The organism is Bacillus sp. PK3-037, from assembly GCF_054161355.1.
On the sequence record NZ_CP096408.1, the window covers coordinates 1,946,527 to 1,963,342 of the forward strand.

At 42.5% G+C, this 16,816-nt stretch carries 12 protein-coding genes; 9 read left to right on the plus strand and 3 right to left on the minus strand.

Features of this window, described 5'->3' with window-relative positions; genetic code table 11:
- Positions 1-3 precede the first annotated feature (3 nt).
- Positions 4-852: an STAS domain-containing protein gene (locus tag M1D69_RS10295; RefSeq protein ID WP_458103840.1), complete on the minus strand. Its 849-nt coding sequence runs from the start codon at positions 850-852 to the stop codon at positions 4-6.
- A 15-nt stretch (positions 853-867) separates the two neighbouring features.
- Positions 868-2,226 (minus strand): MATE family efflux transporter, encoded by a 1,359-nt coding sequence (locus M1D69_RS10300; RefSeq protein WP_458103839.1) that lies wholly within the window; start codon positions 2,224-2,226, stop codon positions 868-870.
- 275 nt (positions 2,227-2,501) lie between these two features.
- Between M1D69_RS10300 and cdaS the strand changes: the two genes are divergently transcribed.
- From cdaS to odhB, 8 genes are all read left to right on the plus strand, one after another.
- Positions 2,502-3,116, plus strand: coding sequence for a sporulation-specific diadenylate cyclase CdaS (cdaS, locus tag M1D69_RS10305; protein WP_458103838.1), 615 nt, complete (start codon positions 2,502-2,504; stop codon positions 3,114-3,116).
- A gap of 243 nt (positions 3,117-3,359) precedes the next feature.
- Positions 3,360-4,577 carry a macrolide family glycosyltransferase gene (locus tag M1D69_RS10310; RefSeq protein ID WP_458103837.1) on the plus strand — a complete coding sequence of 406 codons (1,218 nt, stop codon included), beginning with the start codon at positions 3,360-3,362 and terminating at the stop codon, positions 4,575-4,577.
- Positions 4,578-4,974: 397 nt separating this feature from the next.
- Positions 4,975-6,213, plus strand: a complete 1,239-nt coding sequence (locus tag M1D69_RS10315) for a LysM peptidoglycan-binding domain-containing protein (RefSeq protein WP_458103836.1) — start codon at positions 4,975-4,977, stop codon at positions 6,211-6,213.
- Between the two features lie 143 nt (positions 6,214-6,356).
- Entirely contained in the window at positions 6,357-6,947 is a 591-nt protein-coding gene (locus tag M1D69_RS10320) for a superoxide dismutase family protein (protein WP_202647393.1), read from the plus strand.
- An 87-nt stretch (positions 6,948-7,034) separates the two neighbouring features.
- Positions 7,035-7,925 (plus strand): AAA family ATPase, encoded by an 891-nt coding sequence (locus M1D69_RS10325; RefSeq protein WP_010334584.1) that lies wholly within the window; start codon positions 7,035-7,037, stop codon positions 7,923-7,925.
- Positions 7,926-7,935: 10 nt separating this feature from the next.
- Positions 7,936-9,852: a vWA domain-containing protein gene (locus M1D69_RS10330; RefSeq protein WP_458103835.1), complete on the plus strand. Its 1,917-nt coding sequence runs from the start codon at positions 7,936-7,938 to the stop codon at positions 9,850-9,852.
- 228 nt (positions 9,853-10,080) lie between these two features.
- Complete coding sequence (gene sucA / locus M1D69_RS10335; protein ID WP_458103834.1) at positions 10,081-12,915, plus strand: 2-oxoglutarate dehydrogenase E1 component; 2,835 nt, start codon at positions 10,081-10,083, stop codon at positions 12,913-12,915.
- Positions 12,916-12,930: 15 nt separating this feature from the next.
- A complete protein-coding gene (odhB, locus tag M1D69_RS10340) occupies positions 12,931-14,184 on the plus strand; it encodes a 2-oxoglutarate dehydrogenase complex dihydrolipoyllysine-residue succinyltransferase (RefSeq protein ID WP_458103833.1) in 1,254 nt (417 codons plus the stop codon).
- Positions 14,185-14,241: 57 nt separating this feature from the next.
- On the opposite strand, the gene M1D69_RS10345 is transcribed toward odhB, so the two are convergent.
- Entirely contained in the window at positions 14,242-15,207 is a 966-nt protein-coding gene (locus M1D69_RS10345; RefSeq protein ID WP_458103832.1) for a bile acid:sodium symporter family transporter, read from the minus strand.
- Positions 15,208-15,447: 240 nt separating this feature from the next.
- Between M1D69_RS10345 and M1D69_RS10350 the strand changes: the two genes are divergently transcribed.
- Positions 15,448-16,785, plus strand: a complete 1,338-nt coding sequence (locus M1D69_RS10350) for a sodium-dependent transporter (RefSeq protein WP_458103831.1) — start codon at positions 15,448-15,450, stop codon at positions 16,783-16,785.
- Positions 16,786-16,816: the final 31 nt, after the last annotated feature.

Below are 16,816 nucleotides of genomic sequence, written 5' to 3' on the forward strand. Positions count from 1 at the left end.
ATCTTATACCTTTTTTAATTTCAAGTCAGATGCAATCGCTGATGCAAGAGTAGATCTCAGTGAGATGTCCTCAAAAGACAAACCGAGCTGGACCGCGGTTTGCGCAATTTCCGGGCGGATCCCCGATAATGTGGATGAAACGCCGATCAACCGCAGCGCCTCAATCAGACTGAACAGCTGGTGGGCAACCATAGTATCAATTACCGCTACTCCGGACAAGTCAATATAAAGCTGCGTCACCTTTTTTTTCGCACATTGATTCAATGTATTTTCCATGATCAATTTAGCACGGACGGTATCAATATCACCGATTAACGGAAGCAGTCCCACACTGTGGAACAGCACGATCACCGGCGCGCTCAATTCAGTGATCATATCCTTTTGGGCTTGAAGCTGAAGACTTGTGTTTTTGTACATTTCTTCTATAAAAATATGAATTACAAGATCAAACGCCTTAATAAGAGTGTGATACAAATCCTCGGCTTCTTCGCTTTTCACGGTATCCCTATTGATATGAACAAAGTCCTTCACATAGGAAACATACAAGTCTCTCACTCTGACAAACTCACGGATAATATAGTGGATAGGCGTTTTTAAATGCTCTTGATCCTGAGTGACTTCAAATGCCCAGGCTTTTAGAATGGGCAAGTATACCTCTTCTTCATCTATAAAGATACGGCTGATCTTATAATTGAAAGCAAGATTCTGGCTCTTTAAATTTTTAATGACGGCCGGGTCTGTTGATGCATAGATTGAATTCGGATCAGTTTCCTCGATTGTTTCATACCATGTAGAACTTATTTCTTCTGCATGCTGAGACAGATACTCATATAATTTCTGGTTTTGTGCCATGTCATATCACCTCTTTTAAAATTCCTGTTTCAATAAATAACGCTTCTGCAGTTTAACCAGCCTGAAAAACAGTCCGACTGCTCCTGCCGCTAGCCCTGCAATTAACCCGATCCAATAACCGAACGCCCCAAGTTCTGTAAACGTGCCGACCGCATAACCGACAGGAAGGCCGATAACCCAATAAGAAATAAAAGCGGCTGCAAGTGTATAATTGACATCTTTATATCCTCTAAGGGCGCCCTGAATAGGTGCTGCCACAGCATCGGAAAGCTGAAAAAACAGCGCGTAAATTAAAAAGTGCTGCGTTAGCCGGAGGACATCTTGATCAGAGGTGTACATACCTGCGATTTGCTCTCTGAATAAAAGGATACAGGCAGCTGTTAACAAAGAAAAGCCTACTGCCATCATGATGCCGATAAAGCTGTAAGAGCGAGCGTCTTTAAAACGAGCGGCTCCGGCCTCAAACCCGACAACTATCGTTAAAGCCATGGACACGCTGAGAGGCAGCATATATAAAAGTGACGCAAAGTTCATGGCGGCCTGATGGGACGCGATGGTCACTGTATTGAAATGGCTCATAAGCAAAGTGACAGCCGCGAAGATGCTCGTTTCAAAAAACACGGCAAACCCGATGGGCAGCCCGATTTTCAGCATATTTTTGCACGCTTCCCAAGAGAACTTATACATGGTAAGGAAAATGCCATATTCAGAAAACGGCGCTGCTTTATGAATGATGATAAAACTGATGATACAGATGCACCAATACGTAAGCGCTGATGCAATTCCGGCGCCGACTCCGCCAAGGGCAGGCATGCCGAATTTTCCGAAAATAAATACGTAGTTTAACACAAAATTAATCGGCAGTGAACATAGTGTAATCATCATGGTCACTCGTGTTTTTCCTAATGAGTCAATGAACGATCTCAAAACGGTGTAAACAAATAAAGGAAAAATCCCCAAAGATAAAAAACCTAAAAAGCGCTTAGCAATGTCATATACGTGAGCCTCAAGGTTCAATCGGGACAGAACAGGATCAACTATTCCGTATCCAACCGCTAAAACGGCGATGCTTAGAAGCGCGGCCACATACACAGCCTGTAAGACAGTAAAGGGAATTTGTTTGGTTTTATCAGCGCCTAATAGCTGAGCGACAATCGGCGTGACAGCCATTAATATACCTGCCAGTCCAGTATAGACAGGCGTCCAAAGACTTGATCCAATGGCCACACCGGCTAAATCGGCGGCGCTGACTTTCCCTGACATCACCGTATCTAAAAAGGTCATGAGAGAAAGCCCCGCCTGAGTAATTAAAATCGGAATTAAAATGTGCAAAAGCTGTTTTATCTTTTGTCCGGCGTTTTTGGTTTCTTTCATACATTGATCCCCGTTTCTTTATCATAACGAGAGAAATTATAACATTTTATGTATAAAAAGCAATGAACGCCTGACCTATTCTTTTTTTGTCGGTTTCGTTTTTCTAAACATTTGGGCATAAATAAAAGAAAGCGAAATAACGCCTAAAAAGGTGCAGATATATTGAATGATTCTTTCCATTTCCATTCTTTACATACCTCCTTTACCAATAGAATGTACATCAATAAGATAAGCATGCGTGCAAAGTTGAAAATATGAAAAGGAGATGAAGGTCCATGCATTATGAACAGATGACAGAAAGTGTATTCACGGCAAAGATACAATCGCATTTAGAACAGATACTAGGGGATGCTTCTCTTATTTTGAAAACGCTACACGAAAAAGATCAATGCCTCCTTTGTGAATTGGATGACTTGGGACGTATTTTTCAGAATATGCACGGCATTGCCTCATCCTTTTATTTGCAATCATACATTGAACAATTTACACCGTCATTTGTGGAACTGGCTAAGGCGATTAAAAATTTATCGGAAAATAAGCATGGCGCGTTAATTGTCATTGAAAGGGCAGACGCAGTTGACAAATTTATCCAAAAAGGAACTTCGCTTCATGCAGAAATCAGTGCTTCATTAATTGAAAGCATCTTTTTCCCGGGAAACCCTCTTCATGACGGCGCTTTATTAGTGAGGGATCATACACTCGTCTCAGCCGGAAACGTTCTCCCGCTGACGACACAAGAAGTGGATATTCATCTGGGAACCAGGCACCGGGCGGCTTTGGGGATGTCTGGATATACAGATGCGCTTGTGCTTGTTGTTTCTGAGGAAACAGGCAAGATGTCGTTTGCAAAGGACGGTGTGTTATATCCGCTCATCTCACCGAGAACGTAAAAATAAACAAAAGGACCCGAACAGCTTTCGTCTCATGAGACAAAATGACTGGAATAGAACTCTTTTTTAAAAGCATTCATGCCATACTGAATGCTTTTTTTCTTGAAAACAGAAAGTCGGGAAATGTAACCTAGTATAAAAGTTATAATGGATTAATATTAATAAAGTTAAATACTTTACCTGATTTTGTATTTATAGTACTGTATAAAATATTACATAAATTTTAATGGAAGGGTGTGCCGCATGGCTAATGTATTAATGATCGGTTTTCCGGGAGAGGGCCATATTAATCCGTCTATCGGTGTAATGAAGGAGCTGAAATCACGAGGAGAAAACATTACTTACTATGCAGTAAAGGAATATGAAGAAAAAATCACCGCGCTTGATATTGAATTTCGTGAATATAACGATTTTAGAGAAGATTATTTCGGAAAAAACGCAACTGGTAATGAAGAAAGAGATTTTGCTGAAATGATATGCGCCTTTTTGAAAGGGTGTAAGGACATCGCCACCCATATTTATAATGAAGTGAAAAACGAATCATATGATTATGTCATATATGATCACCATTTCCTGACCGGTAAAATCACTGCCAATCTGCTGAAACTGCCTAGATTTTCATTATGTACGACCTTTGCGATGAATGAGGATTTTTTAAAGGAAATGATGGACACCTTCAATAGCAGACCATTTGAAGACTCACCTTATTATGAATCCTATCAGCAGCTCGCAGAAACCTTAAATGCCGAGTTTCAAGCGGGAATTACCAAGCCGTTTGACGTTTTTTCGTCCGATGGAGATTTGACGATTGTCTTTACGTCAAGAGAATTTCAGCCAATGGCTGAGCAATTCGGAGAAAATTATGTTTTTGTTGGTCCTTCAATTGCAAAAAGAGCCAAAAGCAATGCCTTTCCATTCGATCAGATTGACAATGAAAACGTGCTGTTTATATCTATGGGAACCATTTTTAATAATCAAAAAGAGTTTTTCAATCAATGTCTCGAGGTGTGCAAAGACTTTGACGGAAAAGTTGTGCTGTCCATTGGGAAACATGTTAAACAAAGTGAGTTAAACGATATTCCTCACAATTTTATTGTGCGCCCGTATGTGCCGCAGCTTGAAATCCTGAAAAGAGCCAGTTTGTTTGTCACCCACGGCGGAATGAACAGCACAAGCGAAGGGTTATATTTTGAAACACCGCTCATTGTCATTCCGATTGGAGCTGATCAATTCGCTGTCGGAAAACAGGTGGAACAAGTAGGTGCGGGGAAAGTGCTGAAAAAAGAACAGCTGTCTGAAAACCTTCTGAAAGAAACCATTCAAGAAGTGATCAGCAATCCTGTTTATGCTGAGAAAGCAAAAGCAATTGGTCAGTCACTGAAAGCAGCAGGCGGTGCTGAAAAAGCTGCCGACAGCATTCTTGAATATGTTAAACACAATACTCAATCAGCTAACGCATAGTGTATACAGCCTGTTCATTTGAAATGGACAGGCTTTTAACTGTTTCGGAAAGCTGGGCAGAGTTGCAGTCAGAAGAAGGGATTTGACACTTTGATAGAGAATTGAAAGAAAAACAGACAGGAAAGGAGGAAAATCTGCTTCTTTCATCAACATAAACCAATCATTTTACCCCCGCTTAAATAGTTCCTTAGACTTTCGATAAACCTATACAAATTATGTAAAGTATTAGGTGTTTATCTAGAGGTTTAAGGTCGAACGAAGCTGAATTTGCTGCCGGATCTATAAAAATTTGTTTATAACGCTAAAAAAGTGACGATAAAACGTATGTGTGCCATTTTTGGAAACAGAATACTAATTATTTCTGTTTGTCTCATAAAAAGTTTAGGAGGTTAAATGAATGAAAAAGAAGATCATAGCCGGCTTGGCTGTTTCCGCTGTTGTTGGGTCATCGATGGCAGCAGCACCCGCAGACGCAAAAACGATAAAGGTGAAAAGCGGTGACTCTCTTTGGAAACTTTCGCGCCAGTATCATACGAGTATTTCAGCACTGAAATCCGAAAACAAATTGAAATCGTCAATGCTTTATGTCGGCCAAAGCCTTAAAGTTCCTGAAAACAGCAAAAAAAGCAAAACATCCTCATCAAACTCAAGCAAAACGTCAACATACACCGTAGCATATGGTGATTCTTTATGGATGATTGCCAAAAATCATAAAATGAGTGTTTCAGAGCTTAAAAGCTTAAACAGCCTGAGCAGTGATTTGATTCGTCCCGGCCAAAAACTGAAAATGAAAGGGACAAGCAGTTCAAACGGTTCGAATGGGCAGAAAAAAAGCAACGGTTCAAATTCTGCAGGCTCATCAAAAGGTACATATACTGTAAAGCTTGGTGATTCTCTGTGGAAAATCGCAAACAGTCTAAATATCACGGTGGCCGAATTGAAAACCTTAAACGGCTTAACATCAGATACGCTTTACCCTAAGCAAGTATTAAAAATAAAAAAAAGCAGCTCATCCAATAGCGGTAGCGGCGGTTCCAAAAAACCGTCAAACTCAAATTCTTCAAAAACAACTACATACAAAGTGAAATCGGGTGATTCGTTATGGAAGATTGCGAATCAGCTGGGCGTCACTGTGCAAAGTATCCGTGATAAGAACAATTTGTCTAGTGATGTTCTGCGAATCGGGCAGGTTCTCACGATTTCAGGAACGACTAAATCAAATCATTCCAATAAGACAGTCCCGAAAGATAAACCAGGATCAAACGTTCAAATAGGAACAAAGATTGACAGAATGATAACGGAGGCAAAAAAATATGTCGGTGTTCCGTATCGCTGGGGCGGAAATACGCCTTCCGGTTTCGATTGCAGCGGCTATATTTATTACCTCATTAATAAAGTATCATCTACTATTTCAAGGCTGAGCACGGCAGGGTACTGGAATGTAATGCAAAAAGTCAGCCAGCCGTCAGTCGGTGACTTTGTTTTCTTTACGACGTATAAATCCGGACCGTCTCACATGGGGATTTACTTGGGCGGCGGCAATTTTATTCATGCAAGCTCCGACGGCGTGGGCATTTCCAATCTCAGCAATTCGTATTGGAAACAGCGCTACCTGGGAGCACGAAGCTATTTTTAAACTTTAAGCATCGACATTAGACAGACGGGGCGTTTGGGCAGGACGTCCTGCTGCTCTAATGTAAAAGCCTTTTAAAAGGCTTTTTTTAGTTTATATCGGAATATGATTGACCAGACTGTTAGAAAAAACAAGGGGGAGACAGCATGAATCGTTTCTTGCTCCTTATCGTGCTGGCGGCACTGGGTCTTGCGGGATGCAGTCAGGAAACACCTCCCGATCATCCGCGGCGGGTACCGGAAAAAAAGGTAATAGAAACCTCAGCGTTTCGCCATCAGATTCAGCTGGTCAATAGAGAAGGCGAAAAAGTCGGATTTATTGAAATAAAAGAGTCAGAAGACGAAGGGCTCGATTTTCACATCTCAGCACACAGCTTGACACCTGGGGCTTCACTCGGGTTTCATATTTATGAAAAAGGATCATGTGTCAGGCCGGATTTTGAATCCGCGGGCGGACCCTTTAATCCGCTGAACAAAGAACACGGCTTCAATAATCCGATGGGACATCATGCCGGAGATCTTCCGAATCTTGAAGTCGGCGCAGACGGGAAAGTAGATGTTATTATGAATGCGCCTGAAACCTCTTTACAAAAAGGAAGCAAATTGAATATTCTCGACCAGGATGGCAGCGCGTTTATTATTCATGAACAGGCTGACGACTATTTGACGAATCCGAGCGGAAATTCAGGAGCGCGAATTGTCTGCGGAGCGCTTTCTGGCAATAACGAGAAACAGTAATATAGCGGGAGCCCTTTTGTATTGAGCATACAGGGGCTTTTTTAGTATACTCGTTAATGGAATACGAATAGGAAAGGAAACCTGTCTATGACATCTCAATTGCAGCACTTAACATTGCCGGAAGATATACAAAATAAGCTTTTATCATATAAAAGCCAGCCGATTTCTCCAGAATTTCAATCGCTTATCGGGACATCAGGCTATGAGGCGGAGGATGAAGCCATTTTATTTGATGCCATTATCGCATTAGCGATGGGGAAAAATATCCTGTTAAAAGGACCTACAGGCTCAGGTAAAACTAAGCTGGCAGAAACATTGTCCAGCTATTTTCATAAACCGATGCACAGTGTCAACTGCTCAGTTGATTTAGATGCTGAAGCGCTGGTCGGCTATAAAACCATTGAAAATCAATCTGGCCAGGCGACGATCGAGTTTGTCTCTGGACCTGTGACAACGGCCATGAATGAAGGCCACTTTCTTTATATAGATGAAATTAATATGGCAAAACCGGAAACCCTGCCAATCTTAAACGGTGTATTGGACTACAGAAAAATGATGACAAATCCGTTTACAGGAGAAGTCGTTCGGGCAAAAGAGGGGTTTGGAGTCATTGCTGCCATCAATGAAGGCTACGTCGGAACCGTTCCCCTGAATGAAGCGCTTAAAAACCGTTTTGTCATCATTGATGTGCCTTATATTAAAGGCGAGCTGCTGAAACAAGTACTCATGTCTCAGTCTGCTCTTCATGATGAGAAATTGATTGACCGTTTTATCACGCTGTCTTCTGATCTGATCGTTCAGGCCAATAACGGGCAGGTGTCTGAAGAAGCGGCATCCATCAGAGCTTTAATTGATACGTGTGATTTAGCCGCTTATATTCCGCCGCTACGTGCCATCGAACGGGGAATTGTAGAGAAGCTTGACGATGACCGTGAAAAGGCGGCGGTCCGAAATATCGCGGAAACTCTGTTTGAATGAGGGATGTGCGATGAAATTTATCAAATTTAATGACAGCACAATTGACTCGTTTTTATTTATGATGCTGACCGATTTGGCCAAAACGCTCACCAAAAGTGAGGCAGTGGAAGTGGAGTATGGCGTTCAGTCCTACTACAACCCATTTGAAAAAAAAATCTACATGAGCCACTTTTGGAAGGACAGAGCAGCTGAAGATATGGAAGCAGGTCTCAAAAGCGATGTCTACCTTCGATCGGTCGGAACAAAATACAGCTCGCTGCAAGAGTTTGCGAGCCTTTTGGATTATATCCAGCACAATCTTACGTACAAAAGCTTTGCCAAACAGCTGTTTATGCTGCTTGAGGACATCAGAATTGAAGAATGCATCAAACACGAGCGTCCTGGTACAAAGCATGTATTTGCAAAACGAAAAGACATGTACAGAAAACATTTCTCCACGCAGCTGACTTTAAATTTAGAACGAAGCATTTTTACGGATGCGCTCTTTTGCGCCATGTATGTCAAGCTGACGGCGGAATCGCCTCTGGAAGCCATCCCGTCTATGCGTGATGATATTGATCTGATGCATCCGTTTATCGAACAGCAGCTCTTGCGTGTGTATGAAGCTGATTCTACACATCACGTTCTGAAAATTGTCGAAGATATCATGGACGGACTTGATGAGGTGCTTGATAAAGACATGCTGAATACCTACTTCTTTTTGCCTGAGTTAGATTATGCAAAAGCTGCAGAGCAGCCGTTATTTGAAGAAGAGAAAAAAGCGCCGAAGCTGAGCGATGACATAACGCTTCCAAAAAAGTCAGACGGCGATGAAGATATTCACGATGAAGAAATGCCGACTTGGCACCGTGAAACAGAAGCGCCGTCTAAAAGCTTCCTTCAATTTGATATTGAACACGGCGCAAAATCCGATTTAGGAAAAGATGCTTCTCGTGAAGGGGACGATGGAGACCAGGCCCTCGGCTCTGTTCAAGGTTCAGCCAGACAGACAAAACGAAAAGACTATTCCAAACTGGAAGCGCTGGAGTCCAAAAAAGACCAGCCGAAGGGTGCGGGTCTTGCCGACGGAAAGGAAAATAAATTCGCGTTTGCGATTTATAAAGAACCGCAGCCTGCAACACAAGATGAAGAGCTTTCTTATAAACAGCAGGCAAAATCGATCGAATCGTATCAGAAGCGTTTGAAACAGATGATTCAAAAAACGCTTGAACACAAAAAAACGCTGCCAAGGACTGACCTTCACGCGGGCCGTCTGAACAACAAGCTTCTCCGTTATTTTACGGAGCGGAATCCGCGTCTTTTTTACAAAAAACAAGAGCCTTCTTCAGAAATTGACGCTGTTTTCACATTGCTGGTCGACTGTTCAGCAAGCATGTTCGACAAAATGGATGAAACGAAGAGGGGAATCGTATTGTTTCACGAAGCCCTGAAGTCGGTAGCAGTCCCGCATCAAATTGTCGGTTTCTGGGAGGATACAAACGATGCGACCGAAACGAGTCAGCCGAACTATTTTAATACGGTAATCCCATTTCAGTCATCCTTAAGACAGACGGCGGGACCGGCGATTATGCAGCTTGAACCTGAGGAAGACAACCGTGACGGCTATGCGATCAGGCAAATGACGAAAAAAATGCTGCAGCGGAGCGAGGCGCAAAAATTCTTAATCGTGTTCTCTGACGGAGAGCCGGCCGCATTTGGTTATGAGCAAAATGGAATTGTCGATACAAGTGAAGCGGTTATCGAAGCTCGAAAAAGAGGAATAGAAGTCATAAATGTTTTTCTCTCCAACTCGGAAATTGAAGAATCACAAATGAAAACGATACAGGATATGTACGGGAAGTTCAGTATATTTGTCCCGGATGTCGATCAGCTTCCGGATGTACTGTATCCGCTTCTTAAAAAACTGCTCCATAAAAGCATAGGATAACCCTTTATTCTATGCTTTTTGGCGTTTCTTTTTTTAAATGATTAAATTTTTTGTTTTTTATAAAGGTTTTTTACTATTTTGTGAACAATCAAGGTAGAATCAAATTGCAAACAGTGGTAAAATATCATTGGAAGCGTTTTTATTACATAATTTTGGACATAGCGTTCGAAAGTTATTTTAAGATAGTGAATAAATCACTTGATTATCTAGGTTGGGGGTAATATTCAAATGTTTCAAAATAATATGAAACAACGAATGAATTGGGAAGATTTTTACGGTCCGAACCTCGGCTATGCGCTGGAGCTTTACGATCAGTACACCCAGGATCCGAACAGCATTGATCCGGATCTGAAGGAAATGTTCGACGAACTCGGAGCTCCTCCAAGCGATATAAAAGAGGCATCGGGAACAAAAGAAAAGGGACGTGTTACAGCCGATCTGATACAAAAGATCGCATCAGCAATCAGACTTGCAGAAGATATACGAACCTATGGCCATTTGAACGCTTCCGTCAATCCGCTCAGAAAGGATGGGAAAAAGAGCGAGCTCTTTCCATTATCCGATTACGGGCTAACAGAAGAGGAAATAAAAGAAATACCTGCGTCGGTCATTTGTAAAGACGCTCCTACAAACATTACGAACGGTTTAGAAGCCATTCAATATTTACGAAATACGTATAAAAGAACCATCTCATTTGAATTTGATCATGTACACGACTTTAAAGAGCGCGAATGGCTGACTCAAAAGATTGAATCCGGTGAATTGTTCCAAAAGAACTCAGCCGAAAAGCTGTCAGCTGTGCTGGAGAGACTGATGGAAGTAGAGGGATTCGAGCAATTTTTACACCGGACCTTCGTCGGGCAGAAGCGTTTTTCAATTGAGGGTCTGGACGCTCTCGTTCCAGTGCTTGATGACATTATTGCACAATCTGTCAAATCAGGTACAACGAGCGTCAACATCGGTATGGCGCACAGGGGCCGCCTGAATGTACTGGCACATGTGCTGGGCAAACCGTATGAAATCATATTCTCAGAATTCCAGCACGCGCCGAACAAAGATCTTGTCCCGTCTGAAGGATCAATCGGCATCAGCTACGGATGGACGGGGGATGTCAAATATCATCTGGGAGCGAACCGTGAGCTTCATGACGCTGAAACGAAGTCTGCGCGCATTACGCTGGCGAATAACCCGAGCCACTTGGAATTTATCAATCCGATTGTTGAAGGCAGCACAAGAGCGGCGCAGGAAACAAGAACACAAAGCGGATATCCGGTTCAGGATGAAACAAAATCACTTGCGATTTTAATTCATGGAGACGCTGCGTTCCCGGGGGAAGGAATTGTAGCTGAAACATTGAATTTAAGCTCTTTAAAAGGGTATCAAGTCGGCGGTGCGATTCATATTATCGCCAATAACATGATCGGATTCACAACAGAAAGCGCTGAATCAAGATCAACAAACTATGCCAGTGACCTGGCGAAGGGCTATGAAATTCCGATTGTTCACGTAAATGCGGACGATCCTGAAGCCTGTCTTTCAGCTGTTAAGTTTGCGGTTGAATACCGAAAAACATTCAACAAGGACTTTCTGATTGACTTGATCGGGTACAGACGCTACGGACACAACGAAATGGATGAGCCGTCAACTACTCAGCCGATGCTGTATGACGCTGTAAGAAAGCATCCGACTGTCAAACATATTTTCGCGGAAAAGCTCGTTAAAGAAGGGGTGCTTACCGAGGAAGTTGTTCAAAACATTGAAAAGTCGGTAACGAAACGCATAGAAGACGCTTATCAAAAAGTGCCGGCTAAAAAGGAACATATCGCCAGTGAAATAGAACTTCCGGAACCTGTTTCAAACGGCTTTCCGGATGTAGATACATCTATTGATTTTGATGTGCTCCGCAAGCTGAATGGAGAACTGGTCAATTGGCCGGACTCGTTTAATGTATTCGGTAAGCTAAAACGCATTTTGGAAAGACGGGCCAAGGCGTTTGATGATGACAGAAAAGTGGAATGGTCATTGGCTGAATCTCTCGCGTTTGCTTCCATTCTGAAAGACGGAACACCGATTCGATTAACAGGACAGGATTCTGAGCGCGGAACGTTTGCTCAAAGAAACCTTGTGCTTCACGACAGTGAGACAGGCAAGGAATTTGTGCCGCTGCACCATTTGTCAGATTGTGACACATCATTTGCCGTTCATAACAGCCCGCTGTCTGAAGGATCTGTACTCGGTTTTGAATACGGCTATAATGTGTATTCACCTGAAACACTTGTCCTTTGGGAAGCGCAGTATGGGGATTTTGCCAATGCTGCTCAAGTGTACTTTGACCAATTTATTTCTGCCGGACGAGCAAAATGGGGCCAAAAATCCGGATTAGTGATGCTGCTGCCCCACGGTTATGAGGGACAGGGCCCTGAGCATTCAAGCGGTAGAATCGAACGGTTCCTGCAGCTAGCTGCTGAGAATAACTGGACGGTTGCCAACCTGACAAGCGCCGCTCAATATTTTCATATATTAAGAAGACAGGCTAAAATGCTGCTGCGTGAGGAAATTCGTCCGCTCGTCATCATGACGCCGAAGAGCCTTCTGCGCAATCCGAATACCGTTTCTGAAGTGCAGGAGCTCAGTGAAAGCCGCTTCCAGCCTGTTTACGAACAGTCAGGACTTTCTCATGAATATGAAAAAGTAACGCGGCTCGTATTATCCAGCGGTAAAGTATCTATAGACATCAGCGATCATTTCAACAAGTTAGAAGACGGGAAAGAGTGGCTTCACATTGCGAGAATTGAACAGCTGTATCCATTCCCTGCAAAAGGAGTCAAAGAATTATTTGCAAAGCTTCCGAACCTAAAAGAAATCGTTTGGGTTCAGGAAGAACCGCAGAACATGGGGGCTTGGAGCTACATCAGCCCTTATTTGACAGAACTTGCACCAGAAGGAGTAAGCGTTCAATATATTGGACGAAGAAGACGATCCAGTCCTGCAGAGGGAGATCCGACAGTTCATAAAAAAGAACAGGAACGTATTGTATCTGATAGCTTGACTCGCAAAAACTAAGGGGGAAATGAAAAAATGGCGGAAATTAAGGTACCTGAATTAGCAGAATCAATCTCAGAAGGAACAATAGCCCAATGGTTAAAGCAGCCCGGTGATTATGTAGAACAGGGTGAATATCTGCTTGAACTTGAAACGGATAAAGTAAATGTTGAATTGACAGCAGAAGAATCGGGTGTTCTTCAAGAGGTATTGAAAGATTCGGGTGATACCGTCCAAGTTGGAGAAATTATCGGTACCATTACAGAAGGCGCGGGTGAAAGTTCTGCCCCTGCTCCTTCAGAGAAGGCTGAAAGCAATGAAAGTGAAAAAGAAGAAAAGCAAGCTGAACCAGCGGCCCAAGAAGTGAGCCAGGAAGCGCAAACTGAAGCAAAATCAAGAACAATCGCATCTCCTTCTGCCCGTAAGCTGGCGAGAGAGAAAGGCATTGACCTGTCTCAGGTTCCGACTGGCGACCCACTTGGAAGAGTGCGCAAACAGGATGTTGAGGCGTATGCAAAACCGGCGGCGAAACCAGCCCCTCAGCAAAAACAGCAGCCGCAGGCTCAAAAAACACAGCAAAGCTTTGAAAAGCCTGTTGAAGTGCAAAAAATGTCACGCCGCAGACAGACAATCGCAAAACGTCTAGTCGAAGTACAGCAAACATCTGCGATGCTGACTACATTTAATGAAGTTGACATGACGGCTGTTATGAATCTTAGAAAACGCCGCAAAGACCAATTCTTTGAGCAAAATGAAGTGAAGCTCGGCTTTATGTCGTTCTTTACAAAAGCTGTTGTAGCGGCTTTGAAAAAATATCCGCTCTTGAATGCAGAAATTCAAGGCGATGAGCTGATTGTTAAAAAATTCTATGATATCGGAATCGCTGTCGCAGCTGAGGAAGGACTTGTCGTACCAGTTGTACGTGATGCAGACCGCCTGACATTTGCAGGCATTGAAAAAGAAATCGGCGAGCTTGCGAAAAAAGCGAGAAGCAATAAATTGACCCTTGGTGAGCTGCAAGGAGGCTCATTTACCATTACAAACGGAGGGACTTTCGGTTCACTCATGTCGACACCGATTTTAAACAGCCCTCAAGTTGGTATCCTGGGTATGCATAAGATTCAGCTGCGCCCTGTCGCAATTGATGAAGAGCGTTTCGAAAACCGTCCGATGATGTATATTGCATTATCTTATGATCACCGGATCGTAGATGGTAAAGAAGCAGTTGGATTCCTTGTCACAATTAAAAACTTACTAGAAGATCCTGAACAGCTTTTGTTAGAGGGTTAAAATTAAAAAGGTACATCACGGATAAACGTGATGTACCTTTTTATATACAATAGAATGTTAAAGAGTCAGTTCTGTGCTGTTTGAATCTTCTTTTGGAGTCTTACCTTTTTTAGACCAATATGTAGCGAGCAGGGAGCCCGAAAGGTTGTGCCATACACTGAAAATCGCGCTCGGAACGGCAGATAGCGGTGAAAAATGTGCCGTGGCAAGTGCTGCGCCAAGCCCTGAGTTTTGCATGCCTACTTCAATTGCAATTGCTTTTTGAGACGCATAATCCATTTTTAACAGCTTTGCACATAGAAATCCCAGTAAATATCCAAACCCGTTGTGCAGGATAACTACTGAAAAAATAAGCAAACCTGATTGAAGCAGGTTTTCCCGGTTGCCGCTTACAACAGCTGACACAATGGCAACGATACCGATGACTGAAACAAGCGGCAGGGCATGAACGGCTTTTGCGACTTGTTTTTTGAAAAATATTTTGACGACTAGGCCTGCAATGATTGGAATCAATACAGCCTGCAAAATCGAAATAAATAAAGAGCCAGGTGAGACAGGCAGCCATTCCTTGGCAAACAGCATAATCAAAACCGGCGTCAAAACAGGTGCCAACAAGGTGGAAATCGTAGTGACAGCAACAGACAGGGCCGTATTGCCTTTTGCTAAAAATGTCATGACATTAGAGGCAGTTCCACCGGGACAGCAGCCAACGAGAATAACGCCTACCGCGATTTCCGAGGGAAGATGCAGGCCATAGGCTAAACCGAAAGCAACAAGCGGCATAATCGTATATTGGGCAATCACTCCGATAATGACGTACAAAGGTTTTCTAATCAGCTCTTTAAAATCATCGGTTTGCAGTGTTAGCCCCATTCCAAACATAATAATGCCAAGAAAAATCGTAATATAAGAACTGATCCAAGAAAATAATGACGGGAAAGAAAATCCGAGCACGGCAAAAACAATGACCCAGATTCCGAAGGTTTGTCCCGCGAAATGACTTATCTTTCTGATGTTTTCCATAAAAACACTCCTCATACACTGATCAAGAACTCCAGCAGAAATCCTTACAGATTTTTTGGTATTCCCCTATTATAATTAATTTTCTGAATAATTCAATATCGATAGATTGGCTGTATTCTGATATAACTATGGAGATAGATGATAAATATATTATGTAAACTAATCAAAATATTCTTGACTATATAGGTAGATATTCTTACAATGAACCTTTAAGCTGTTTTGGAAAATAGGAGTGATAGGGTGAAGGAAGCTAATCAATGGTCTTCGAAGCTGGGCTTTATTTTAGCTGCGGCTGGATCGGCTATCGGTCTCGGTGCAATATGGAAATTCCCATATGTAGCAGGCACCAGCGGAGGAGGCGCGTTTTTATTTATTTTTATTTTATTTACAATTTTAATCGGACTGCCATTATTGCTCGGTGAATTCATAATAGGCAGAAAAACACAGCAGGATGCCGTCCAATCCTATAAATCTCTTGCTCCAGGGTCTAAGTGGCATTGGATAGGCTATTTGGGCATGGCGACGTGCTTTATTCTGTTATCATTCTACAGCGTCGTCGGCGGATGGATTTTAAATTACATTTTTAAAGGCTTTACCGGCGGTTTATCGCATACGTCAGGATTTAATGCGCTGTTTGCGAATACTATTTCAAATCCTTATTTGGCTGTAGGAGGCCAGCTGCTGTTTATGCTGGTCACAATTTTGGTTGTCGCAAAAGGTGTAAGCAGCGGAATTGAAAAAGCAAGCCAAATTTTAATGCCGGCGCTTTTTATATTATTTATCATTTTAATGGTGCGTTCAGTTACACTTCATGGAGCGATAGAAGGTATTAAGTTTTTCCTGACACCTGATATCTCTGCGATTGACGCCAATACGATATTATATGCGATGGGCCAGTCCTTCTTCTTATTAAGTGTCGGTGTATCTGTAATGGTAACGTATAGTGCTTATCTAGAGAAACAAGAAAATCTGGTGCAGTCTGCTGTATCTGTTACGGTTTTGAATGTCCTTGTCGCCATTATGGCGGGCATCGCGATCTTTCCAGCTGTTTTTTCATTCGGCCTCAAACCGGATCAAGGGCCTGTTCTGTTATTTAATGTGCTGCCGACTGTGTTTAATCAAATGCCGTTCGGAATTATCTTTTTATTAGCATTTTTAATTCTATTTTTATTTGCGGCACTGACCTCTGCCTTTTCAATGCTTGAAATTTTGGTCGCTGTGCTTTCTAAAGGCGATGTTAGTAAAAGAAAACGATTTGCTTGGATCGGCGGGATTGCTATCTTTCTGGTCGGCGTACCGTCTGCGTTATCATACGGGGTTTTAAGTGATGTTACCATATTTCACATGTCTATTTTTGACGCAGCTGATTTTCTGGTCAGCAATATTTTAATGCCGTTAGGAGCATTATTGATTTCTATCTTTGTACCGTTAAAAATACCGAAAGAGGATTTGTTTAACGAGCTGAAAAGCGGCTCAAACCTCAAGCGAAAGTGGTTTGCGGTTTGGCTTCTGCTGATACGTTATCTTTCACCTGTTGCAATCATTATTGTATTTTTACATGTATTAGGTGTTTTTTAAAAAATGAAGCCCCCTGGAAAAGGGGGCTTTT